Raw genomic sequence first — 21,504 nt, forward strand, 5'->3', positions numbered from 1 at the left:
AACCGGTAGGGTCTCATCCGCCTGACTTCAGGCGGATGAGACTCTATTGTCGTTCCGGGGGACCCACACCCGTTCGGAAGCGGCGGAATCCGGGTCATCACATCAGCGGCTTCAAGCCGCGAAATAGCGAATAGCTCAGCCCGCGATCGGGACGAAGTCCGAGCCCGGCCGGTTCTTGGCGTTGATATCGGCCAGGTCCGCGTTGATCGACATCACCACCGCCGGCGTATGCAGCGGAATGTATTTGGTGACGCAGCTGGGCAGGCTCTCGCTGAAGGCGCCGTGGATCATCCCGACAAGCAGGTTGTCGACCGTGACCGGCGCCCCGGAATCCCCGGGGCCGCCGCAGACCTGCATCAGGATGGTGCCCGGGTCCTGCCCCGGACCCCAGGTGACCCCGCACGAGTTGCCCGTGGATCGTCCTTGTTTGCAGGCGATCTGGCCGAACGTCGGATCGGGACCGATGCCGTTGATCGCAAAGCCGTTGAAGTCGGCCACCGGCGTCACCTTGGCCGGATCGAACTTGATCACCGCGTAGTCGAGGGTGTCGTTGCCGGCGACCATGGTGCCCACGATGCCTTTGGCCTCCGCACCTTCGGCGGCGACGGGCGCGCCCGGACCACCGCAGTGCGCGGAACTGAATCCGATGAGGTCACCGTTCTTGTCGTGGCCGATGGTCGTCAACGTGCACAACGTCCCCCCGTTGACGACGATGCCCGAACCGCCACCCAACGGAACCTTGTCCTCGGCAGCCGCGGTGCCGGTGCCCGCGGGAAGAAACCCAACAGCCAGGAACACCGCCACGGTCGCCGCGGTGAAGCGGCGGTGTGCCGTCTGCAAAGTGGTACTCCCGTCGGTGGTTGGAGATCTGCCAAGGACATCACCGGACATCAAGGACAGATGCGCCAGTGTAGATGATCGTCCGATGCGGTTAGGTGCGGCCGCTGACCGTCAATTTAATAGGTTGAAACCGCCCGGTAACTCACGGTCTTCGGCTGGCCTCGTCCGGCACCGAAGCGCATGGCAACATAAACCGCGACTTCCGCGAAACCGTGGCCCGTCAAAGCGAGAGGATCGTCTGTGAGCAAACCTGATCGCCAGACCGGTGTGCCCAGCACGCTGACTACGATTCCGTTGGCCGATCCGCACGCCCGGCCCGGTGAACCGTCGATCGGCGACCTGATCAAAGACGCGACCACCCAGATGTCGACGCTGGTGCGGGCCGAGGTCGAACTGGCCCGCGCGGAGATCACTCGCGACGTCAAGAAGGGTCTGACCGGCAGCGTATTTTTCATCGCCGCGCTGGTGGTGCTGTTCTACTCGACCTTCTTCCTGTTCTTCTTCCTCGCCGAGCTGCTCGACGAGTGGCTGTGGCGCTGGGTGGCGTTCCTGATCGTGTTCGCCCTCATGGTGGTGACCACCGTCGTGCTCGCCCTGTTGGGTTTCCTCAAGGTCCGCCGGATCCGGGGACCACGGCAGACCATCGAGTCGGTCAAGGAGACCCGCACCGCGCTCATGCCGGGCCACGACAAGACCCCGGCCGTGACCCGCCCGGAGGCGGCGCCCGAGGGCAAGACGCCCACCGATCCGTCGGGTTGGTAAGTGCCGGCACCAGATCCGTCGATGACCCGCATCGACGGGCCATGGCGGCATCTGGACGTGCACGCCAACGGCATCCGGTTCCATGTCGTCGAGGCCATTCCGGCCGACCCGGACGCGGCCGCGCCGGCCATGGCACGGCCCCTGGTGATGCTGTTGCATGGGTTCGGTTCGTTCTGGTGGTCGTGGCGTCACCAGCTGCGCGGGCTCACGAGTGCCCGGGTGGTCGCGGTCGACCGGCGCGGCTACGGCGGCAGCGACAAACCGCCCCGCGGCTACGACGGCTGGACCCTGGCCGGTGACACGGCCGGATTGATCCGCGCGCTGGGACACTCCTCGGCGACGCTGGTCGGTCACGCCGACGGCGGGCTCGCCTGCTGGACCACCGCGCTGCTGCACTCGCGGCTGGTGCGGTCCATCGCGCTGATCAGCTCACCGCACCCGGCCGCGCTGCGACGATCCACCCTGACCAGGCGAGACCAGGGCCGCGCGCTGTTGCCGACATTGCTGCGCTACCAAGTGCCGCTATGGCCCGAGCGCCTACTGACCCGGCATGACGCGGCCGAAATGGAGCGCCTGGTGCGTATTCGCAGCAGCGCCAAGTGGGTTGCCTCCGAAGACTTTTCGCAGACCATCGGCTATCTGCGGCAGGCCATCCGGATTCCGGCTGCCGCGCACTCCGCGCTGGAGTATCAGCGTTGGGCGGTGCGCAGTCAGCTGCGCGGCGAAGGCCGGCGCTTCATGAAGTCGATGCGCCGGCAACTCGGCGTGCCGTTGCTGCACCTACGCGGCGACGCCGATCCCTACGTGCTGGCCGATCCGGTCGAGCGCACCCACCGTTACGCACCGCACGGACGCTACGTATCCGTTGCCGGCGCTGGACATTTCAGCCATGAAGAGGCGCCCGAGGAGGTCAACCGGCAGCTGGCGCGGTTCCTCGATCAGGTGCACCGGCTCAGCTGACGCACGCCCCGGTGCCGACGCGCAGGGTGGCCCCGATCTTTTCCAGCTGACTGGCCACCTCTCCGGCGGTCAGCACGAACCCGGTGTCCGGGTCGTCGACGGCCGCGCCGAACACCACGCCGAGCACCTGACCGTTGAGGTCGATCAACGGCCCGCCCGAGTCACCCTGCTCCACGTTGGCTCTGATGGTGTAGACGTCGCGGGTGACCGGCTGGGGGTTGCGGTAGATGTCGGGACCACTGAGTTTGATGGCCTCGCGAATCCGGGCCGGCGTCGCGGTGAAGTTGCCGCCGCCGGGGTAGCCCAGCACCACGACGCTGGTGCCCGTTCTGGCTTCCTCTTGGGCGAACACCAGCGGCGGCGGCGGCAGGTGCGGGACGGCCAGGATCGCGATGTCGACCGAAGGGTCGTAGGACACCACGGTCGCGTCCAGGGGTTTGCCGCTCGCGTACACCTGCACACTGTTGGACCCGGCGACCACGTGAGCGTTGGTCATCACGCGCTCGGGGGCAACCACGAAGCCGCTGCCCTCCAGCACCTTCTGGCAGCTGGGCGCCAGGCTACGGATCTTGAGCACGCTCGGCGCGGTGGCCGTCACCACCGGGTTGTCGGCCAGCGCGGGATCCGGCGAGGCGACCGGAATGACCGGGGTGCGGCTGAACGGCTCCAGCACTTGCGGCAGGCCCGAGGTGTTCAGCAGCGCCGAAAGCCGCTTGGGCACCGTCTTGAGCCAGGTGGGTGCCACCTCGTTGACCTCGGCGAGGACCCGTGACCCGCGAACCGCCGCCGCCAACTCCGGCTGATCCTTCGACTGGGTCAGCGGCGTCGCCAGCAGCCACGCCGCCGTCAGCACCACGACCAGCTGCACCGCCACCCCGATGACCGAGTCGATCACCCGGACCGGCCGGTTGCGGATTGCGCCGCGCACGGCCCGTCCCAGCACCACACCCGCGACTTCGCCGACCACGACCAGTCCCAGGATCAGAAACAGCGCGGTGAACAGCTTGGCCCGGGGGGCGGCGATGTGGGCGACGATGTGGGGCGCCAGCAGCACCCCGGCGATCGCGCCCAGCAGCACGCCGGCAAACGACAGCATCGAGCCCAGCGCACCGGACCGCCAGCCCGAGATCGCCGCGATGAAGGCGACCGCCAACACCGCGATATCGAGCCATTGTGACGGGGTCATGGCATTCATCGAGTTCATCGCAGTCCACCCTGCTCACCGACCAGCGCCATCGCGTCGTCCAGTTCGCGGACATCGCTGGTGTCCCAGGGCCTGGCCCACCCCGCAACGTCGAGCACCGCCGAAATCACCTGGCCGGTGAATCCCCAGACCAGCATGTGGTTGAGCAGAAACGCCGGTCCGGCCCACCGCCGGCTCAAGGTCCGCCGGTACACCATCAGCCGGTTTTCCGGATTGACGAAGGCCCGCACCGGAACCCGCGTCACCATGGCCGTTTCCGCCTCGTTGACGACATGCACGGGCCCCGGATCGGGGGAATACGCCAGCACCGGGACGACGTGGAATCGCGACGGAGCGATGAAGGTGCGTTCCATGGTGGCCAGTGGGTGGAGCCTGGCCAGGTCGAGCCCGGTCTCCTCATGGGCTTCCCGGAAGGCGGTGGCCACCGGACCCTGGTCTCCGGGATCGGATGCGCCGCCGGGGAACGCCGCCTGGCCGGCATGGTGACGCAAGGTCGACGCGCGGACCGTCAACAGCAGGTCGGCGTCGTCGGGAACGCCGCCGTCGACCCGCCCGGACTCGGGACCGGAGAACAGCACCAGAACGGCCGCTTCGCGTTCGTTACGACGCAGGGATGCGGTCGCCCGGGCCGCCGTCACCATGGCCAGCATTTCGGCCGGCAGCCGCCGCCGGACCGCGTCGGGCACCCGGTCCACGTTGTCGACCAGCGGGCGCAGCCAGGACGGGCCGACCTCGGGCGTCAGGGCAACCCCAGCGTTCACCGGCGCCTCCTTGTCGGGCTGGTCGGGTGCACCTGCCCGCCTTCTCTCCAACCGCTCACCACGCCTTGTCTCCGACCGCAGCCGCTATCTCCTCGGCGCTGGCGAAAGCGCGCGGCAGGGTCTGGGCCACGCTACCGTCCGGCCGCAAGAGCACCGTCGCGGGCATCACATTCGCCACCCGCAATGCTGCCGCCACCTTACGGCGGCCGTCCTGCAGGGTCGGCAACCGAACACCCAGATCAGCCAACCGCAGTAACGCGGCCGTCTCATTCTCGTCCTGATGCACCGTCACCACCATGACGTCGGGCCCGACCCGTTGTTGATATTCGGCCATCGCGGGCAGTTCGGCTATGCACTCCGCGCACCAGTACGCCCACAGATTGAGCAGCACCCGCCGTCCGGCCAGCGCCCGGGCCACGTCGACGGCCGAACCGTCGGCCGCGCATTCCACCGCCACGCCGCTTAGTGCCGGTGAGCTCGGGCCGTCACCGGCGGCCGGGCAGGGCGGCAGGTTGGCGCGCCGCCGCGGGCCGGCCAGCGCCGCGGCGGTGTCGGCTTCCCGGTGGTCTCGCGCCGCCGGCGCCTGTTGGGTTGCGGTGCTTGGGGAGTCGTCGCGCAGTTGGGCGACCAAGGCCGCGATGAGGGTGGCGACCACCGCTAGGACCGCGATGGTCCAGCGGGTTGAGGTCAGTCGCGATGTCACAGGCCGGCAAGGGCCAGCAGATGCTCGGTTTCGGGGCCCTGGACAAGAGGTGCGGCCAGCAGCGGCTCGGTGGGGCCGAGGCCGAAGGAAGGGCAGTCTTTGGCGAGCACGCAGACACCGCACGCGGGCTTGCGGGCATGGCACACCCGGCGGCCATGAAAGATCACCCGGTGGCTGAGCACGGTCCACTCCTTGCGTTCGATCAGTTCGCCGACCGCGTGTTCGACCTTCACCGGGTCGGTTTCGGCGGTCCAGCGCCAGCGCCGCACCAACCGCCCGAAATGGGTGTCGACGGTGATCCCGGGGATGCCGAACGCGTTCCCGAGGATGACGTTGGCGGTCTTGCGCCCGATTCCCGGCAGCGTCACCAGTTCCGCCATGGTGGCGGGCACCTCGCCGTCGAACCGCTCGACCAGAGCTTGCCCGAGGCCGATCAACGCGTTCGCCTTGTTACGGAAGAAACCAGTGGGGCGAATGAGGTTTTCCAGCTCGGTGCGGTCCGCTTTGGCATAGTCGAGCGCCGTCCGATATTTCGCGAACAACGCCGGCGTCGTCAGGTTCACCCGTTTGTCGGTGCTTTGCGCCGAGAGGATGGTCGCCACCGCCAACTCGAGCGGATTGGTGAAGTCCAATTCGCAGTACACATGCGGAAAGGCTTGTGCCAGTTGACGATTCATCCGTCGGGCGCGGCGCACCAAGGCGGTGCGGGTTTCGGCGGACCAGCGCTTGGCGACGTCGGTGGCGGGCGTGGCTGGTTTAGGCCGGGTTGGCCCGGACGACTTTGCCGCTGTCACCTACGACAGAGTACTGATTTCGTGATCTGACCGAGACCTCGTGTTGATTCAAGGCCATGTTTACTCTCCTTGTGTCGTGGTTGCTGGTGGCGTGCGTTCCGGCGTTGCTGATGCTGACCACCCTCGGCCTTGGTCGGCTGGAACAGTCGCTTTCCTGCGATACCGTGACCGCCTCGGACGTTGCCGAGTTTCTCGAGCAGGCTCAGGCCGTCGATGTGCACCGACTGGCCCGTGAGGGCATGCCGGAGGCGCTGGCTTATCTGCATCGACGCCAGGCGCCGGCCCTGACCGAGGCCCCCGCCACCGGGGCCCTCACCGGCAAGCATCACGCCGATCCGTACCGTGCAGCCCCTCGACACATCCATTCCCGGGTTAAGGCGACTCGACATGTCAATCGTGTGTAGCGTTGGCACGTCGTACCGATTGGCCTAACCTGTACACCGGCGCTGGTCAAGAGGGACGGCCTGCCCGTATCACTTCGTTGGAAAGCTGAAGAGGCAACGTGGACGAGATCCTGGCAAGGGCAGGAATCTTCCAAGGGGTTGAGCCCAGCGCGGTCGCGGCACTGACCAAGCAGCTGCAGCCCGTTGACTTCCCCCGCGGACACACGGTTTTCGCTGAAGGTGAGCCGGGCGATCGGCTGTACATCATCATCTCGGGCAAGGTGAAGATCGGGCGCCGCTCGCCCGACGGCCGGGAGAACTTGCTGACCATCATGGGGCCGTCCGACATGTTCGGCGAGCTGTCGATCTTCGACCCCGGGCCGCGGACGTCCAGCGCGACCACCATCACCGAGGTGCGGGCGGTCTCGATGGACCGCGACGCGCTGCGGGCGTGGATCGCCGATCGTCCGGAAATCGCCGAGCAGCTGCTGCGCGTCCTGGCGCGCCGGTTGCGGCGCACCAACAACAATCTGGCCGACCTCATCTTCACCGACGTCCCCGGCCGGGTGGCCAAGCAACTGCTGCAGCTCGCCCAACGTTTCGGCACCCAGGAGGGCGGCGCGATGCGGGTCACCCACGACCTCACTCAGGAGGAGATCGCCCAGCTGGTCGGCGCTTCCCGGGAGACGGTGAACAAAGCGCTGGCCGACTTCGCGCACCGCGGCTGGATCCGGTTGGAGGGCAAGAGCGTGCTCATCTCCGACTCCGAACGCCTGGCGCGCCGGGCTCGGTAGTTTCCTCTGCCGAGCCTGTAATTCTGCAGGCCTCCACTCGCGCTTTGGCTGCAAATTTTCAGTCTCGGCGCAGATAGTCCAGTTGCACCTGCACCGACCATTCGGCCGCATCCCAGAGCTTCTCGTCGACATCGACATAGACATGTTCGACGACCTGACGGGTGGTGGCATTGTCGCCGAGGTCCCGTAGCGCCGAGCGCACCTGCTCGAGCCGCTCCTGCCGGTGCGCGAGGTACCCTTGCGCGACGGCCGCGACATCAGTCAATTCCGGCCCATGCCCGGGCAGCACCACACGCCGGCCCAGACCGCGCAGCCGATATAGCGATTCCAGGTAGTCGGTCAGGCTGCCGTCGTCCTTGTCCAGAACGGTGGTGCCGCGGCCCAGCACGCTGTCGGCCGTCAGCACGGCATCGTCGAGGAGGAACGACAGCGAGTCGGCAGTGTGACCCGGGGTGGCCAGCACGGTGATCTCCAGCCCGGCAGCCTCGATCACTTCCCGATCGCCCAGCACCACCCGATCGCCGCGCAGAAATTGCGGGTCCGCGGCGCGCACCGGCGCCCCGGTCAGCTCGACCAGCTTGTCGATGCCGTCGGTATGGTCGCCGTGGCGATGGCTGATCAGCACCAGCGCGATGCGGCCCAGCGCGGCGATCCGTTCGATGTTTCCGTCGTCGCCCGGCCCCGGATCGACGATGACCAGCTCGTCGCTGCCCGATCCGCACAGCACCCAGGTGTTGGTGCCCTCCAGCGTCAGCAGGCCGGGATTGTCGGCCACCAGCACCGATGCCGTGTCGGTGACCGGCCGCAGCCGGCCGTAGGCAGGATGGGTCAGCGGCTCGGTCACGGCCGCTGGCCGACCTCCACGATCAGCTCGACTTCGACGGGGGCACCCAGCGGTAACTCGGATACGCCGACGGCCGAACGCGCATGCGCGCCGTTGTCGCCGAACACCTCGGCAAGCAGGTCCGAGGCTCCGTTGATGATGCTGGGCTGACCGTGAAATCCCGGTGCGGAGGCGACGAACCCGACCACCTTGACCACCCGCGTCACCGAGTCCAGGCCCGCCAGCGAATCCACCGCCGCCAGCGCGTTGAGCGCACAAATGCGCGCCGCCGCCTTGGCTTCCTCCGGCGTGATGTCTGCGCCCACCTTGCCCGTGCATGCCAGCTTTCCGGCCTCGAAGGGCAACTGCCCCGAGGTGTAGACGAGGTTGCCGGTGCGCACCGCCGGCACGTAGGCCGCCAGCGGCGCCACCATCTCCGGAAGGGTGATGCCCAGTTGCGCGAGCCGGGATCTAGCGTCCATTACTTCGGGCGCTTCAGGTAGGCGACGTGCTGCTCGCCGGTTGGCCCCGGCAACACCGCGACCAGCTCCCAGCCGTCGGCTCCCCACTGGTCGAGGATCTGTTTGGTGGCGTGCGTGAGCAGCGGAACCGTCGCGTACTCCCATGCGGAGGGTTGGGTCATGACGCGAGCTTATCTGCCGCCGTTGACAAGCTCCGGCCAGCCCGGCGGCCGGGCGAAGCGGTAGGGCTAGCATGCGATGGTGGCGAACACACCTAACGACGGTCCCTCCGTCGGCTGGCCGTCGCGCCTGTCGAAGGCCCGCTTGCACTTTGTGACCGGCAAAGGCGGCACCGGGAAGTCCACCATCGCGGCCGCACTGGCGCTGACTCTGGCAGCCGGTGGCCGCAAGGTCCTGCTCATCGAAGTCGAAGGGCGCCAAGGGATTGCGCAACTCTTCGATGTCCCGCCGCTGCCCTATCAGGAGGTCAAGATCGCGACCGCCGAACGCGGCGGGCAGGTGAACGCACTGGCAATCGATATCGAGGCCGCGTTCCTGGAATACCTCGACATGTTCTACAACCTGGGCATCGCGGGCCGGGCAATGCGACGCGTCGGTGCGATCGAGTTCGCGACGACGATCGCGCCCGGCCTTCGCGATGTGCTGCTCACCGGCAAGATCAAGGAAACGGTGGTCCGCCTCAACAAGGGGGCCAAAAACCCGGTGTATGACGCGATAGTCGTCGACGCACCGCCGACGGGGCGCATCGCGCGCTTCCTGGACGTCACCAAGGCGGTCTCCGATTTGGCCAAGGGCGGTCCGGTGCATTCGCAGGCCGAAGGGGTGGTGAGGTTGCTGCACTCCGATCAGACCGCTATCCATCTGGTGACGCTGCTGGAAGCGCTGCCGGTGCAGGAGACCCTGGAAGCGATCGAGGAGCTCGCCGAGATGCAATTACCGATCGGCAGTGTCATCGTCAACCGCAATATTCCGGCCCACCTGAGTGCAGAGGACCTCGCGAAGGCCGCCGAGGGCGATGTTGACGCCGACTCGGTGCGGTCCGGTTTGGCAATGGCCGGAATCGAGCTGGCGGCATCGGATTTCGCCGGTCTGCTGACCGAGACCATCCAGCACGCCAGCCGAATCAGCGCACGCGCCGAGAGCGCGCGACAGCTTGACGCCTTGCATGTTCCACGGCTGGAATTACCTACGATTTCCGACGGTGTCGACTTGGGCAGCTTGTATGAGCTTTCGGAATCGTTTGCACAGCAGGGGGTTCGATGAGCACTGTACCGAAAACCCTTGACATGGCCGCGATCCTGGCCGATACGTCCAACCGGGTTATCGTGTGCTGCGGGGCCGGCGGTGTGGGCAAGACCACCACGGCCGCGGCAATTGCCTTGCGCGCCGCTGAATATGGCCGCGCCGTCGTCGTCCTGACGATCGACCCGGCCAAGCGGCTCGCGCAGGCCCTGGGTATCGACGACCTGGGAAACACACCGCAACGGGTGCCACTGGCCCCGGAGGTGCCCGGCGAGCTGCACGGGATGATGCTCGACATGCGGCGCACGTTCGACGAAATGGTGGTCCAATACTCCGGATCCGAACGCGCACAATCGATTCTGGACAACCAGTTCTACCAGACCGTCGCCACATCGCTTGCCGGCACCCAGGAGTACATGGCGATGGAGAAGCTGGGTCAGCTCCTGGCGCAGGATCGCTGGGATCTGGTCGTGGTGGACACCCCGCCGTCACGCAACGCGCTGGATTTTCTGGACGCGCCAAAACGCTTGGGCAGCTTCATGGATAGCCGGTTGTGGCGGCTGCTACTGGCGCCGGGCAGGGGTATCGGCCGGTTGGTAACCGGTGTTATGGGTTTGGCCATGAAGGCGATGTCCACTGTGCTCGGTTCGAAGATGCTGAGCGATGCCGCCGCATTCGTGCAATCGCTGGACGCAACATTCGGGGGTTTCCGGGAGAAGGCTGACCGAACTTATGCGTTGCTGAAACGGCGCGGTACCCAGTTCGTGGTGGTGTCTGCGGCCGAGCCCGATGCGCTGCGTGAGGCGTCGTTCTTCGTCGACCGGCTCACCGAAGAAGGCATGCCGCTGGCGGGGCTGGTGTTGAACCGCACTCACCCGATGTTGTGCGCGTTACCCGTCGAACGGGCTATCGACGCGACCGAAACGCTGGAGGAGGAGCACGGCGAGTCGGAGGCGGCGTCGCTGGCGGCAGCGGTGCTGCGGATCCATGCCGACCGCGGGCAGACGGCCAAGCGAGAGATCCGGCTGCTGTCCCGGTTCACCGGGGCCAATCCACACGTGCCTGTCGTCGGGGTCCCGTCGCTGCCGTTCGACGTCTCCGACCTGGATGCGCTGCGTGCGCTCGCCGACCAGATCGCCCCGGTCGGCGACGAAGCGGCCCGCACTGGGGGTACCGCCCACCTGCGGGGGACGGGCCGCTGAGAAGCCGGCCAAATAAAGGCGGCGACGAAGCGGCCCGCACTGGGGGTACCGCCCGCCTGCGGGGGACGGGCCGCTTCTTCGGGACACTCGGCGCGGCGGCATCGAGCGTGTACTGAGGTCGTCGACCGTGAATCCTGGGCGCGGTCACGCCGGATTTTTCCGCCCCAGCCACACGCTGGACGCCGCCGAATCACACTCGGCGTCGAAGATTCGCGAAACCGGCCCCCACCGCGCCGAACAACGATACAGTGAGAAAACCGCGCTATCGCGCACACGCCAGTTCCTATTAGACACAAGGCAATTAGAGCCAGCGACGCGACTCAGTAACAATATCGTAATCAGGAACAAGGAGCCGACCGGCTCGCCTGCACCCCGATCCGAGAGCCTTAACCGACGCTGCGACGCTTGCGCTTGTCGAGGTAGTCCGACCACGAGACCACCTCGGGATGCTGCTTGAGCAGTGCCCGGCGCTGGCGCTCGGTCATGCCGCCCCACACCCCGAACTCGACCTTGTTGTCAAGAGCGTCGGCCGCGCATTCCTGCATCACCGGACAGTGCCGGCAGATCACCGCGGCTTTGCGCTGCGCGGCTCCACGGACGAACAGTTCGTCGGGGTCCGTCGCCCTGCACAGCGCTTTTGACACCCAGTTGATCCGTTCTTCCGCATCGGTACTGCGGAGAAGGTTTTGCGCCGACGTGAGGTTTGTCCTTCGAGCGGCCGGACGTGTTCCTGACACGAGCTGATCCCTTCCTCCGGCCGCTGATCGCGACCGCCCTCCTCGGATACCAGCCGATGTTGCGACCTAACACACACTGTGCACATCGGTGTTACCTGAATCTCACTGCGCTTATAAGTTAGGTGGTCAGGTGGCAATTGCGCAACAGTCTGATAACGCTTTTTTTGGGACGGGCGTCCCGACTTCTGCCGATCGGCCGGGGGAAAAGCACCCCCTCGGTCCCCGATTAGGTCCCTGACCTGTGACGCACGCGCAAAATAAGCGCCGGGGCGCCGACGGCGCCGCCGTCACCGCTTTCCTAAGAATTTTTTTCAGTCTCACGGCGCGGGGGCGTGACAACGGGCCGCTACTGTAGTACGCATGTCAGATCGCCCCCCGGTGGCGCTTACCCTGCTGAAGCTCGCGGGGTGTTGTGTGTTGGCCAGCGTCGTGGCCACGGCACTGATGTTCCCCTTCGCAGGCGGGCTCGGGCTGATGTCCAATCGCGCTTCTGAGGTAGTGGCGAACGGCTCGGCTCAACTCCTCCAGGGGGAGGTTCCGGCCGTGTCGACGATGGTCGACGCCAAGGGCAACACCATCGCGTGGCTGTACTCGCAGCGCCGGTTCGAGGTGCCCTCCGACAAGATCGCCAACACCATGAAGCTGGCGATCGTCTCCATCGAGGACAAGCGCTTCGCCGACCACAACGGCGTCGACTGGAAAGGCACCCTCACCGGACTCGCCGGCTATGCCTCCGGGGACCTCGACACTCGCGGCGGTTCCACCATCGAGCAGCAGTACGTCAAGAACTACCAGCTGCTGGTCACCGCCCAAACCGACGCCGAGAAGCGGGCAGCCGTCGAGACCACTCCGGCGCGCAAGCTGCGCGAGATCCGGATGGCGCTCACCCTGGACAAGACCTTCACCAAACCCGAGATCCTGACCCGCTACCTGAACCTGGTGTCGTTCGGCAACAATTCGTTCGGCGTGCAGGACGCGGCGCAGACCTACTTCGGCATCAACGCCTCGGATCTGAACTGGCAGCAGGCGGCGCTGCTGGCGGGCATGGTGCAGTCGACCAGCACACTGAACCCCTACACCAACCCCGAGGGCGCGCTGGCCCGGCGCAACCTGGTCCTCGACACCATGATCGAGAACATCCCGCAAGAGGCCGACGCACTGCGTGCCGCCAAGGCGCAGCCGCTGGGAGTGTTGCCGCAACCCAACGAGTTGCCCCGCGGCTGCATCGCCGCTGGTGACCGCGCCTTCTTCTGCGACTACGTCCAGGAGTACCTGTCCCGCGCGGGGATCAGCAAAGACCAGCTGGCCAAGGGCGGCTACCTCATCCGCACCACGCTGGACCCCGACGTTCAGGTCCCGGTCAAGGCGGCGGTCGACAAATTCGCTCCCCCGAGCCTGGCCGGCATCTCCAGCGTGATGAGCGTCATCGCACCCGGCAAGGACTCCCACAAGGTGCTGGCGATGGCCAGCAACCGCAAGTACGGCCTGGACACCGAAGCGGGTGAAACCATGCGGCCCCAGCCGTTTTCACTCGTCGGCGACGGCGCGGGATCCATTTTCAAGATCTTCACCACGGCCGCCGCGCTCGACATGGGTATGGGCATCAACGCCCAACTCGACGTGCCACCCCGATTCCAGGCCAAAGGCCTGGGCAGCGGCGGAGCCAAAGGCTGCCCCAAGGACACCTGGTGCGTGATCAACGCCGGCAACTACCGCGGATCGATGAACGTGACCGACGCGCTGGCCACCTCCCCCAACACCGCCTTCGCCAAGCTGATCTCGCAGGTCGGAGTGAGCCGCACCGTCGACATGGCCATCAAGCTCGGCCTACGGTCCTATGCCAATCCCGGCACCGCGCGCGACTACAACCCCGACAGCAACGAGAGCCTGGCCGACTTCGTCAAACGCCAGAACATCGGGTCGTTCACCCTGGGTCCGATCGAGATCAACGCACTGGAACTGTCCAACGTCGCGGCCACGCTGGCCTCCGGCGGCGTGTGGTGCCCGCCGAACCCGATCGACAAGCTGATCGACCGCAACGGCAACCAGGTTTCCGTCACCACCGAGACCTGCGAACAAGTGGTGCCCGAAGGGCTGGCCAACACCCTTGCCAACGCGATGAGCAAGGACGCCGTGGGCAGCGGCACGGCAGCCGGCTCGGCCGGCGCCGCAGGCTGGGACCTGCCGATGTCGGGCAAGACCGGTACCACCGAAGCGCACCGCTCCGCCGGATTCGTGGGTTTCACCAATCGCTACGCGGCGGCGAACTACATCTACGACGACTCGACGTCACCGACCGATCTATGTTCCGGCCCGCTGCGCCATTGCGGCAGCGGTGACCTCTACGGCGGCAACGAGCCGGCCCGGACGTGGTTCACCGCCATGAAGCCGATCGCCAACAACTTCGGCGAGGTGCACTTGCCGCCAACCGATCCGCGGTACGTCGAAGGCTCGGCGGCCTCCCGGGTGCCGAGCGTGGCCGGGCTGGATGTGGACCAGGCGCGCCAGCGTCTGCGGGACGCCGGTTTCCAGGTCGCCGACCAGCCCAACGCCGTCAACAGCAGCGCCAAGTACGGCGAAGTGGTCGGAACATCGCCCAGCGGCCAGACCATTCCGGGTTCGATCATCACGATCCAGATCAGCAACGGCATCCCGCCGCCACCGCCGCCGCCGGAGGACGGGCCGCCAGCCCCGATCGGTTCGCAGGTCATCGAGATCCCCGGGCTGCCGCCGATCACCATTCCACTGCTGGCTCCGCCGCCGCCTCCGTAGGCGCTTCGACGAGCACCAGTGACGTAAGAGACGAGCGATCAGTCACCGACGGGCAGTAGGCTGCCTGCATGGCTGTCTCGCCCGCACTGTTACGCACCGGTGCCGTCGTGCTCGGCTCGATCGTCGCCGGGATCGGTTACGCCGCGCTCATCGAACGCAACGCGTTCGTGCTACGCGAGATCACCATGCCCGTGCTGAGTCCGGGCTCGACACCGCTGCGGGTCCTGCATGTCAGCGACCTGCATATGCTGCCCGGCCAGCGCCGTAAACAGGCCTGGTTGCGCGAACTGTCCAGCTGGGAGCCCGACCTGGTGGTCAACACCGGCGACAATCTGGCCCATCCCAAGGCGGTGCCGGCGGTGGTGCAGGCCCTGGGCGACCTGCTGCACCGGCCGGGCGTCTTCGTCTTCGGCAGCAACGACTACTTCGGGCCGCGCCTGAAGAACCCGGCCAATTACCTGATCAGCCCTGGCCACCGCGTCCACGGCGAGCCGTTGCCCTGGCAGGATCTGCGGGCGGCGTTCACCGAGCGCGGCTGGCTCGACCTCACCCATAACCGTCGCGAGTTCGAGGTGGCGGGGCTGCACATCACCGCAGCCGGCGTGGACGACCCCCACATCGATCGGGACCGCTATGACACGATCGCAGGCCCGGCGAGCCCGGTCGCGAACCTGCGGCTGGGACTGACCCACTCACCGGAGCCTCGGGTGCTGGACCGCTTCGCCGCCGACGGCTACCAGCTGGTGATGGCCGGCCACACCCATGGCGGACAGCTGTGCCTGCCGTTCTACGGGGCGCTGGTCACCAACTGCGGGCTGGACCGGACGCGGGCCAAGGGAGCATCACAGTGGGGCGCGAATATGCGGCTGCATGTCTCCGCCGGCATCGGGACTTCACCGTTTGCGCCGGCGCGGTTCTGCTGCCGGCCCGAAGCGACCCTGTTGACGTTGATCGCCAGCCCCATGGGCGGCCGGGACTCGAACAGGAACCTGGGCAGTTCGCAGCCCAGCGTCTCGGTGCGTTGAACGACACGACCCGCATCGCCGTCCGCAGCCTGTCCCGCGACTGGACAGACAATGCGATCCGGCTCATCGAGGCGGACGCCCGGCGCAGCGCCGACACCCACCTGCTGCGCTATCCCCTGCCGTCGGCCTGGTGCGCCGACGCTGACGTCGCGCTGTACCTGAAGGACGAGACAACCCACATCACCGGCAGCCTCAAACACCGGCTGGCGCGGTCGTTGTTCCTGTATGCGCTGTGCAACGGCTGGATCGGGGAGAACACGACGGTGGTCGAGGCGTCGTCGGGTTCGACAGCGGTGTCGGAGGCCTACTTCGCGTCCCTGCTGGGCCTGCCGTTCGTCGCGGTGATGCCGGCAGCGACCAGCGCCGCCAAGGTGGCGCTCATCGAATCACAGGGCGGCCGTTGCCATTTCGTGGAGAATTCCAGTCAGGTCTACGCCGAGGCGGAACGCGTCGCAGCCGAAACCGGCGGTCATTACCTGGACCAGTTCACCAATGCCGAGCGCGCCACCGACTGGCGCGGCAACAACAACATCGCCGAGTCGATCTACGCACAGATGCTCGAGGAGAGGCACCCCGTCCCGGACTGGATCGTGGTCGGTGCCGGAACCGGCGGGACCTGCGCGACGATCGGGCGCTACATCCGCTATCGGCGGCACGCGACCCGGTTGTGTGTCGTGGACCCGGAGAATTCGGCGTTCTTCCCCGCATACGCCGAAGGTCGGTCCGACGTCGTCATGTCCGCGTCGTCGCGGATCGAGGGCATCGGCCGGCCGCGGGTCGAGCCGTCGTTTCTGCCCAGCGTGGTCGACCGGATGGTGTCGGTTCCCGACGCCGCGTCGATCGCGGCCGCCCGCCATGTCAGTACCGTGCTGCGACGCCGGGTGGGGCCGTCCACGGGCACCAACCTGTGGGGAGCGTTCGGCTTGCTCGCCGAGATGGTCGCCGACGGCCGCAGCGGCTCGGTGGTCACCTTGCTCGCCGACAGCGGCGACCGCTACGCCGACACCTACTTCGACGACGACTGGGTCGGTGCGCAGGGGCTCGATCCGAGCGGTCCGGCCCGGGCCTTGGTCGAGTTCGAACGCTCCTGCACCTGGGACTCTGAGCCGGCGGTTTGGCGAGTCGACGGGCGGGTGCGATAGGCTGTCGTGGCTTCAAGCGGGGTGTGGCGCAGCTTGGTAGCGCGCTTCGTTCGGGACGAAGAGGCCGTGGGTTCGAATCCCGCCACCCCGACTCAGTTTGTCGCAGGTGAGAGGCCCTGACCGGTCGTTCTGGTCGGGGCCTTCTTCCGTCCCAGTCCGCAGCTGGTCCGCAGTAGATTTCAGAGCTCGCATTCGGGCCTCGTCGAGAGCTGCGGACACTTGTTCTAAATCGTCCGGAAACAGGTCAGCGTAGGTGTCGAGCGTGAGCACCGCTGAAGCGTGCCCGAGCATCGTCTGCACGGCCTTCACGTTGGCCCCGGCGCTGATTGCCAATGAAGCTGCGGTATGGCGGAGGTCGTGGGGCGTGACTGTCGGAAAACTGGTGACCTTCTTCGCGAGTCGCTTGACCGCCGGATTGAACACACGCGGGCGCCACGTCGACACCCGCAGCACGCCGCCGGCTGGCGCCGTGAACACGAGGCACTCGCGCTGATTGCCAACCATGAGTGCCGCCAGCTCGTCGGCGAGGAACGCCGGAAACGGGACTGAGCGGCGTTCGTGTGACTTCGGGGTGGACCAAATCACGCGGCCTCCGACTTCCGCGACCGCCTGGCGAATGTGCAACCGACGCCGAAGCATGTCGAACGACTCGACCCGAAGCGCAGCCATCTCACCCCAGCGCAACCCCGTGTAGGCGAGGAAGCGAACCAGCGTCGCGTATTGATTGACTTCCGCGGCCAGCATCTCGACCTGCTCGTGAGTCAGGTACCCGCGTGCTCGGTGCTGACGCCTGGGTGATTTCACCCCTGAGCATGGGTTACGGGGGATTCGCCGATCGTCGACCGCCATTTCCAGAATTTGCCGCAGCACGCTCAGCGCATTTTCGATCGTCGGTGGCCCGGCGCCGCCCGCACCAAGCTCCTGCACCCAGGCCTTTACGTCCGACGTGTGGACGTCAGCCGCCGCCACCCTAGCCCACCTATCTTCGACATAACCCGACCACGCAAACGACCTTGTTGCAACAGTGGTCTGCTTCAAATGTCCCTGCGTACCGAGCCATTTGGCGTGCAGCTCGGCGACTGTGATACGACCGGCCTTCGGGGCGACGTAGGTACCCGTGACCTGGGCGGCCGTGATCTCGTCGAGCCACGCCTGAGCTTCGAGCCTGCGCTCGAATGATCGGGTGTTCTCGTGGCCTTGGTCATCGACATAGCGGGCCAACCAGCGCCGACCCTTACCGGCACGAGCAGTGGGACTGCCATCCGCGCGGCGCCAGCGGTCCTCAACTCCCGCGCGACGACGCCGTGTCTGCATCACTTGTCTCGTTCTTCGCAACCACATTATGTACCGCAGCAACCACGATCTGTCGCAGCAGATCCAGTGTCTCCATGTCGACCGACAAGGTCATTTCGGGCTCGTCATCTAAGGGGAATATGCGCGCTTGACGCCGCAAAAAGGCAGCACCGTCCATCGGATGGTCGAGTTCACTGTCAAAATCGAGTTCCTTTCCAAGGCTTGGGCATTCGTCAAATATCCTCGCCGCCTTCAACAAGCTCTCTGCCATCTCAGCAAGCTGCGTCCTTCCGGAATCCAAATGCCCCATGGCCGCGAGATACACCCGCTCGAACTTGACCATCGGCTCGACGTCCGGCGGATCAATGAGGTCGTCTAGGAACATCCGAAGGCTGCGGGCAATGACATTCGCTTCCCGGAGCTTGACCTCACGACTGCCGCGCTCTATCCGTGTGATCGCCGACGGATCCAGTTTCAGACCCAGCCGATTAATTTCCCCGGCTAGACGGCGTTGACTCCAGCCCCTTGACTCCCTTGCGCGCCGGAGGTTGTTCCCAAAAATCTGCGCAAACTCATCGTCAGCTTCGCCCGCATCAACAAACTGCACAAATCACATCATAGTGCTTGACGAGCACCACGGGAAGGGTGTGTCATGTTGATGGTGCTGAAAACACATCGCCATGCGAAAGGTGCATCGAGTGGAGCTGATAGGGGCCAAAGACGTTTCGGAGATGATCGGAGTGCCGCTAGGAACACTCCGCTACTGGCGCCACGCCAACATCGGGCCAGCAAGCTTCACGCTGGGTCGGCGCGTGGTGTACCGGCACGGCGAAGTAGTGCGGTGGATTGCCGAGCGGGAGGCTGCAACGCGTAGAGGCGGTGGGGACGCAGCGTGACTCACGGAGTGGCCTCGGTTCAGCCGAGTTCACTAACTTTGCGGCCCTACCACAACTAGCGGGAGTTCCGTCAGTGACTTCAACTGATCAGCCGAGACTCGGGCCTCAACGGAAAATTCGTTGGGAATCAAGCGCATTCGACCGTTTTGTCGTTGCGCTCCAACGTGCGGGACGACAGGTTCGGGATCGTGATGGCCGGGCGGTTGCGCAGTGCCCCGCGCACGACGATAACCGACCATCACTGAGCATCACCCGCATCGAAGGCCAGATCCTGGTTCACTGCTTCGCAGGATGCGAGACCGCCTCGGTGGTAGGGGAACTCGGCTTGACAATGGCAGACCTGTTCGACAACCCGTGCGGCGCGGCTTATGTGTATCCAGACAATCGTCGCGTTCACCGCACTCCGACCAAGACGTTCAAGCAGTCCGGCAACACCGGGGGCCGCAGCCTTTTCCACGCCGATACCGTGATAGGTGCGTCCACCGTCTACGTCGTGGAGGGCGAGAAAGACGTTCTCGCGGTGGAGGCAGCGGGTGGCACCGCGGTGTGCTCAGCGATGGGCGCTGGAAACGCCCATAAATTCGACTGGGCTCCGCTGTCAGGAAAGCGCGTCATAGTCGTCGCAGACAAAGACTCGCCTGGGCGCCGCCATGCCGGTGATGTTGCCGACCTGCTCCGAGGTGTCGCCTCCAGCGTCCATATTGTCGAAACCGCTGCGGGCAAGGACTTCTCGGACCATTACGCAAGTGGCCACTCCCTCACAGACCTGATCCCGGTCGAGCACTCCGGCACACCACTACTCTCTGACGGATCGGACCGCCGTGAGCGAAAGTCTGTCGCGGCGCGGCTGGTTGAAATGGCTCAAGAACGCTACATTCTGGGCTCGACAGATGAAGGCGAGCCGTTCGGCGCCTCGAAGGCACAACCGCACATAGCGATGCTGCTGAGGGGTGGACGAACCGGACTGCGCGCCGATCTGGCAGCGCGCTACTTCGCAGAGACCGGCACCGCTGCCGGCGGCCAAGCACTCACTGATTCCACGCTCATCTTGGAGGGCATAGCCGCAACCCGGACGCCGGAACGTCTGTGCCTACGGATTGGCGACCAAGACGGTGCGGTCTTCATCGATACGGGCCGGCCCGAAGGGCAGGTCATCAGAATCGCTAACGGCGCCTGGTCGGTGACAGACACTGCGCCACTTCGCTTTACGCGCACAAAGCTCACAGGCCAGACTCCCCTTCCCCCACGGGGCGGGGACCTGTTCCGACTATGGGACTTCGTCAACGTCGCCGACGAAGACCGCCCTGTTTTACTGGCAGTGCTCGTAGCTGCGCTGGTGCAGTGCGATGTGCCTCATCCAGTGCTCGCGCTGTTCGCCGAACAGGGCAGCGCGAAGAGCACAACGACGCGGATGCTTGTTGATTTGATCGACCCTTCTCCGGTTCCGTTGCGGCAAGCACCTCGTGACCCCGACTCGTGGGTGACCGCGGCGTCGGGCTCGTGGGTGGTCGCGTTGGACAACATGTCTGGGATACCTCCCTGGCTTTCGGACTCGTTGTGCCGAGCAGCCACCGGCGATGGCAGTGTGAAGCGCGCGCTGTACACCGATGCCGGGTTGGCGGTGCTGCGCTTCCGGAGGTGCGTGATCCTCAATGGAATCGACGTCGGTGCTGTACGCCCTGACCTTGCAGAGCGCCTGGCGGTTGTCGACCTTAAGCGCATCGACCGCAAGCATCGGCGCGCTGAATCTCAGATTCTCGAAGAATGGCGCCAGGTCTTGCCAACGGTGTGGGGCGGGCTGCGCGACTTAGCCGCATCCGTACATAAGCGGCTGGAAACCATCAGCGTTCGCGACGCTCCACGCATGGCCGACTACGCGCGAGTACTGGCAGCGGTCGACGCCGAACTTGGTACGGAAGGATTGGGACGGTACCTCTCGCGAGGTGACCAATTGTCGAGGATGGCCTGTCGTCAGACCCCTTCATCGAACGTCTTCGAACCCAATTGTCCACCGCAACGGCGGGAAAGTCGGGCGCCGATATTCTGTCAATCCTCACCCCCACGGACGACAAGTGGCGCCGCCCGAAAGACTGGCCTCGGAACGGTCGAGACGTCACTACGATCCTGCGCCGACACGGACCGGCGCTCCGAGGCTTGGGTTGGCAGATCGACGATGACGGTGCCCGCAACCACCGAAATGTTCTGTTGTGGAGCATCGCACCGCCTCGTGGTGAAGACGGTATATGCGATGTGTCCTCGCAAGCCTCGCGTGCCTCGTCCGTGGGGGTAATCACTGACAACAGGAGCGAGGAACCCGCGAGGAACGAGAATGACGAGGCCTCGCGCGAGGTTGCCAACACCGTTGTCCTCGCAGCATCCTCGCGCGGTCAACAGGTCCCCAACTGCCCGAACGAGGCTGCGAGGCAAGCGAGGAACGGAATAGCGATTGATCCGATCGGGTCGCCGCGCACCGAGCCCTCATGGTTAACGGCATAGTCGCGCGACTTCCGTGCCACGCGTAGCCGCAGCCGGCGGATCGAGGCGGAGGCTCTTGGGACTAGATGAGTAATTCCCAACCTTGGTCAGTGGTCGTAGGCGATCAGTGACCTCTTGACTGGGCTGTTGATCTTCCAGTTGTGCCAGATCACAGCGGCAAGGGCGAGGAGGCGCTGGGCGACGCGGGCGTAGA

21 protein-coding genes, 1 tRNA gene and 2 pseudogenes are annotated in these 21,504 nt (G+C 65.9%); 12 read left to right on the top strand and 12 right to left on the bottom strand.

Features of this window, described 5'->3' with window-relative positions; genetic code table 11:
• Positions 1-135 precede the first annotated feature (135 nt).
• On the bottom strand, positions 136-840 hold the full coding sequence (locus EET03_RS25355) for a chymotrypsin family serine protease (RefSeq protein ID WP_075542647.1): 705 nt from the start codon (positions 838-840) through the stop codon (positions 136-138).
• A gap of 240 nt (positions 841-1,080) precedes the next feature.
• Here EET03_RS25355 and EET03_RS25360 point away from each other — a divergent pair, with 240 nt between their 5' ends.
• Positions 1,081-1,602, top strand: coding sequence for a phage holin family protein (locus tag EET03_RS25360; RefSeq protein ID WP_075542646.1), 522 nt, complete (start codon positions 1,081-1,083; stop codon positions 1,600-1,602).
• Positions 1,603-2,562 (top strand): alpha/beta fold hydrolase, encoded by a 960-nt coding sequence (locus EET03_RS25365; RefSeq protein WP_075542645.1) that lies wholly within the window; start codon positions 1,603-1,605, stop codon positions 2,560-2,562.
• Here EET03_RS25365 and marP read toward each other — a convergent pair.
• Genes marP through nth form a run of 4 tightly spaced genes read right to left on the bottom strand, consistent with a single transcriptional unit; the run spans position 2,555 to position 5,907 of the window.
• A complete protein-coding gene (marP, locus tag EET03_RS25370; protein WP_099194279.1) occupies positions 2,555-3,748 on the bottom strand; it encodes an acid resistance serine protease MarP in 1,194 nt (397 codons plus the stop codon). The genes EET03_RS25365 and marP overlap by 8 nt on opposite strands.
• Positions 3,749-3,762: 14 nt before the next feature.
• Entirely contained in the window at positions 3,763-4,527 is a 765-nt protein-coding gene (locus EET03_RS25375; protein WP_075542644.1) for an NUDIX hydrolase, read from the bottom strand.
• Positions 4,528-4,582: 55 nt separating this feature from the next.
• Entirely contained in the window at positions 4,583-5,230 is a 648-nt protein-coding gene (locus EET03_RS25380) for a TlpA family protein disulfide reductase (RefSeq protein ID WP_075542643.1), read from the bottom strand.
• Entirely contained in the window at positions 5,227-5,907 is a 681-nt protein-coding gene (gene nth, locus EET03_RS25385; protein ID WP_122508843.1) for an endonuclease III, read from the bottom strand. Before nth ends, EET03_RS25380 begins: the two co-directional genes overlap by 4 nt.
• A gap of 173 nt (positions 5,908-6,080) precedes the next feature.
• Between nth and EET03_RS25390 the strand changes: the two genes are divergently transcribed.
• Together EET03_RS25390 and crp are read left to right on the top strand one after the other, a co-directional pair.
• On the top strand, positions 6,081-6,428 hold the full coding sequence (locus EET03_RS25390; protein ID WP_075542641.1) for a hypothetical protein: 348 nt from the start codon (positions 6,081-6,083) through the stop codon (positions 6,426-6,428).
• Positions 6,429-6,526: 98 nt separating this feature from the next.
• Positions 6,527-7,201, top strand: coding sequence for a cAMP-activated global transcriptional regulator CRP (gene crp, locus EET03_RS25395; protein WP_023368605.1), 675 nt, complete (start codon positions 6,527-6,529; stop codon positions 7,199-7,201).
• Between the two features lie 58 nt (positions 7,202-7,259).
• Here crp and EET03_RS25400 read toward each other — a convergent pair whose 3' ends face one another.
• Genes EET03_RS25400 through sp36 form a run of 3 tightly spaced genes read right to left on the bottom strand, consistent with a single transcriptional unit; the run spans position 7,260 to position 8,667 of the window.
• The gene (locus EET03_RS25400) at positions 7,260-8,045 is read right to left on the bottom strand and encodes an MBL fold metallo-hydrolase (RefSeq protein WP_099193807.1); all 786 of its coding nucleotides are present in this window, start codon (positions 8,043-8,045) and stop codon (positions 7,260-7,262) included.
• Positions 8,042-8,506 carry a RidA family protein gene (locus EET03_RS25405; protein WP_075542639.1) on the bottom strand — a complete coding sequence of 155 codons (465 nt, stop codon included), beginning with the start codon at positions 8,504-8,506 and terminating at the stop codon, positions 8,042-8,044. The genes EET03_RS25400 and EET03_RS25405 overlap by 4 nt, the downstream gene beginning before the upstream one ends.
• On the bottom strand, positions 8,506-8,667 hold the full coding sequence (sp36, locus tag EET03_RS25410) for a Sp36 family protein (RefSeq protein WP_023368608.1): 162 nt from the start codon (positions 8,665-8,667) through the stop codon (positions 8,506-8,508). Before sp36 ends, EET03_RS25405 begins: the two co-directional genes overlap by 1 nt.
• Positions 8,668-8,743: 76 nt before the next feature.
• Between sp36 and bagA the strand changes: the two genes are divergently transcribed.
• Together bagA and bagB are read left to right on the top strand one after the other, a co-directional pair.
• A complete protein-coding gene (gene bagA, locus EET03_RS25415) occupies positions 8,744-9,769 on the top strand; it encodes an ATPase BagA (protein WP_075542638.1) in 1,026 nt (341 codons plus the stop codon).
• Positions 9,766-10,950 (top strand): ATPase BagB, encoded by a 1,185-nt coding sequence (bagB, locus tag EET03_RS25420; protein WP_075542637.1) that lies wholly within the window; start codon positions 9,766-9,768, stop codon positions 10,948-10,950. The genes bagA and bagB overlap by 4 nt, the downstream gene beginning before the upstream one ends.
• 386 nt (positions 10,951-11,336) lie before the next feature.
• Here bagB and EET03_RS25425 read toward each other — a convergent pair whose 3' ends face one another.
• Entirely contained in the window at positions 11,337-11,687 is a 351-nt protein-coding gene (locus EET03_RS25425) for a WhiB family transcriptional regulator (RefSeq protein WP_036413777.1), read from the bottom strand.
• 360 nt (positions 11,688-12,047) lie between these two features.
• On the opposite strand from EET03_RS25425, the gene ponA2 reads away from it, so the two are divergent.
• From ponA2 to EET03_RS25445, 4 genes are all read left to right on the top strand, one after another.
• The gene (gene ponA2 / locus EET03_RS25430; RefSeq protein ID WP_063469290.1) at positions 12,048-14,459 is read left to right on the top strand and encodes a transglycosylase/D,D-transpeptidase PonA2; all 2,412 of its coding nucleotides are present in this window, start codon (positions 12,048-12,050) and stop codon (positions 14,457-14,459) included.
• A gap of 68 nt (positions 14,460-14,527) precedes the next feature.
• Positions 14,528-15,484, top strand: coding sequence for a metallophosphoesterase (locus EET03_RS25435; protein WP_075542636.1), 957 nt, complete (start codon positions 14,528-14,530; stop codon positions 15,482-15,484).
• Positions 15,481-16,626, top strand: a complete 1,146-nt coding sequence (gene cds1, locus EET03_RS25440; protein ID WP_075542635.1) for an L-cysteine desulfhydrase Cds1 — start codon at positions 15,481-15,483, stop codon at positions 16,624-16,626. Before EET03_RS25435 ends, cds1 begins: the two co-directional genes overlap by 4 nt.
• A 17-nt stretch (positions 16,627-16,643) precedes the next feature.
• A tRNA-Pro gene (locus EET03_RS25445) sits at positions 16,644-16,717 on the top strand.
• Between the two features lie 209 nt (positions 16,718-16,926).
• On the opposite strand, the pseudogene EET03_RS32810 reads toward EET03_RS25445, so the two are convergent.
• Together EET03_RS32810 and EET03_RS25455 are read right to left on the bottom strand one after the other, a co-directional pair.
• Positions 16,927-17,967, bottom strand: a pseudogene (locus EET03_RS32810) (tyrosine-type recombinase/integrase); the annotation flags it as partial.
• Positions 17,909-18,526, bottom strand: a complete 618-nt coding sequence (locus tag EET03_RS25455; protein WP_075542633.1) for a helix-turn-helix domain-containing protein — start codon at positions 18,524-18,526, stop codon at positions 17,909-17,911. The gene EET03_RS25455 and the pseudogene EET03_RS32810, both read right to left, overlap by 59 nt.
• Positions 18,527-18,617: 91 nt before the next feature.
• Here EET03_RS25455 and EET03_RS25460 point away from each other — a divergent pair, with 91 nt between their 5' ends.
• Positions 18,618-18,815, top strand: coding sequence for a helix-turn-helix transcriptional regulator (locus tag EET03_RS25460; RefSeq protein WP_082274627.1), 198 nt, complete (start codon positions 18,618-18,620; stop codon positions 18,813-18,815).
• A 73-nt stretch (positions 18,816-18,888) separates the two neighbouring features.
• Positions 18,889-21,105: a toprim domain-containing protein gene (locus EET03_RS32005; protein ID WP_244232526.1), complete on the top strand. Its 2,217-nt coding sequence runs from the start codon at positions 18,889-18,891 to the stop codon at positions 21,103-21,105.
• A gap of 292 nt (positions 21,106-21,397) precedes the next feature.
• Here the strand turns inward: EET03_RS32005 and EET03_RS25475 are convergent.
• Positions 21,398-21,504: pseudogene (locus EET03_RS25475) on the bottom strand (IS982 family transposase); the annotation flags it as partial.

Origin of the sequence: Mycobacterium innocens, from assembly GCF_900566055.1 — a bacterium.
Taxonomy (GTDB): Bacteria; Actinomycetota; Actinomycetes; order Mycobacteriales; family Mycobacteriaceae; genus Mycobacterium; species Mycobacterium innocens.

Excerpts from the sequence above, each read along its gene's own strand:
- marP (WP_099194279.1), bottom strand. The coding sequence starts at position 3,748 with ATGACCCCGTCACAATGGCTCGATATCGCGGTGTTGGCGGTCGCCTTC.
- nth (WP_122508843.1), bottom strand. The coding sequence starts at position 5,907 with ATGAATCGTCAACTGGCACAAGCCTTTCCGCATGTGTACTGCGAATTG.
- EET03_RS25390 (WP_075542641.1), top strand. The coding sequence starts at position 6,081 with ATGTTTACTCTCCTTGTGTCGTGGTTGCTGGTGGCGTGCGTTCCGGCG.
- EET03_RS25405 (WP_075542639.1), bottom strand. The coding sequence starts at position 8,506 with ATGGACGCTAGATCCCGGCTCGCGCAACTGGGCATCACCCTTCCGGAG.
- sp36 (WP_023368608.1), bottom strand. The coding sequence starts at position 8,667 with ATGACCCAACCCTCCGCATGGGAGTACGCGACGGTTCCGCTGCTCACG.
- bagA (WP_075542638.1), top strand. The coding sequence starts at position 8,744 with ATGGTGGCGAACACACCTAACGACGGTCCCTCCGTCGGCTGGCCGTCG.
- bagB (WP_075542637.1), top strand. The coding sequence starts at position 9,766 with ATGAGCACTGTACCGAAAACCCTTGACATGGCCGCGATCCTGGCCGAT.
- ponA2 (WP_063469290.1), top strand. The coding sequence starts at position 12,048 with ATGTCAGATCGCCCCCCGGTGGCGCTTACCCTGCTGAAGCTCGCGGGG.
- EET03_RS25435 (WP_075542636.1), top strand. The coding sequence starts at position 14,528 with ATGGCTGTCTCGCCCGCACTGTTACGCACCGGTGCCGTCGTGCTCGGC.